Raw genomic sequence first — 644 nt, forward strand, 5'->3', positions numbered from 1 at the left:
CCGCGGTAGGTGGCAGCTGGACGCACTCGCTGGGCGAGCACTGGGCCACCACGTTGGGGGTTACCGGGACGCGCTACCTGGACAACGCCGAAGACAGCCCGCTGGTGGCACGCCGCAGCGTGGTGAGCGGCAATCTCGCATTGACCTACAGCCGCTGAGCGGCATGGACCGGGGGATCGAATGATGACGATGTTTTATCGCGGCCTGGTGTGCGGCACGTTGCTGCTGGGACTGGCCGCATGCAGCGGGCCGGATGCGCCGGCCAGCGAGACACCGCGCGCGGTGAAGCTGGAGCGCTTCGGCAGCGGGAGCGATAACCCGCTGCAGGTGCCGGCGCTGGTGCGCCAGGAGCAACGCGCCGAGCTGGGGTTCGAAGGGGCAGGCCGTCTGTCGGCAGTGCTGGGGGTTGTCGGCGACCGGGTGACCCGCGGCCAACTGATGGCACGGCTGGACGATGAACCGCTGCGCCTGCGCGAACAGCAGGCCGATGCCAACGTGCGCGCGGCGCTGGCGCAATCCGGCGAACGGCAGCTGCAATTGCGCCAGCAACATGCAATGTTCGATGACGGTGCCAGTTCCAACGCCACCTTGACTGCCGCGCGTGCGGCGGCAGATGCGGCCGCCGCGCAGCTGCAGGTGGCCAG

Annotated in this window: 1 protein-coding gene and 1 pseudogene; both read left to right on the plus strand. The window is 69.4% G+C overall.

What is annotated here, in order from left to right; genetic code table 11:
* Positions 1 to 158: MipA/OmpV family protein (locus CSC62_RS17450; protein ID WP_162407905.1), on the plus strand; the 158-nt coding region annotated here is incomplete at its 5' end.
* A gap of 22 nt (positions 159 to 180) precedes the next feature.
* A pseudogene (locus CSC62_RS17455) lies at positions 181 to 644 on the plus strand (efflux RND transporter periplasmic adaptor subunit); the annotation flags it as partial.

It is taken from the genome of Pseudoxanthomonas jiangsuensis (assembly GCF_010093185.1).
GTDB lineage: Bacteria > Pseudomonadota > Gammaproteobacteria > Xanthomonadales > Xanthomonadaceae > Pseudoxanthomonas > Pseudoxanthomonas jiangsuensis.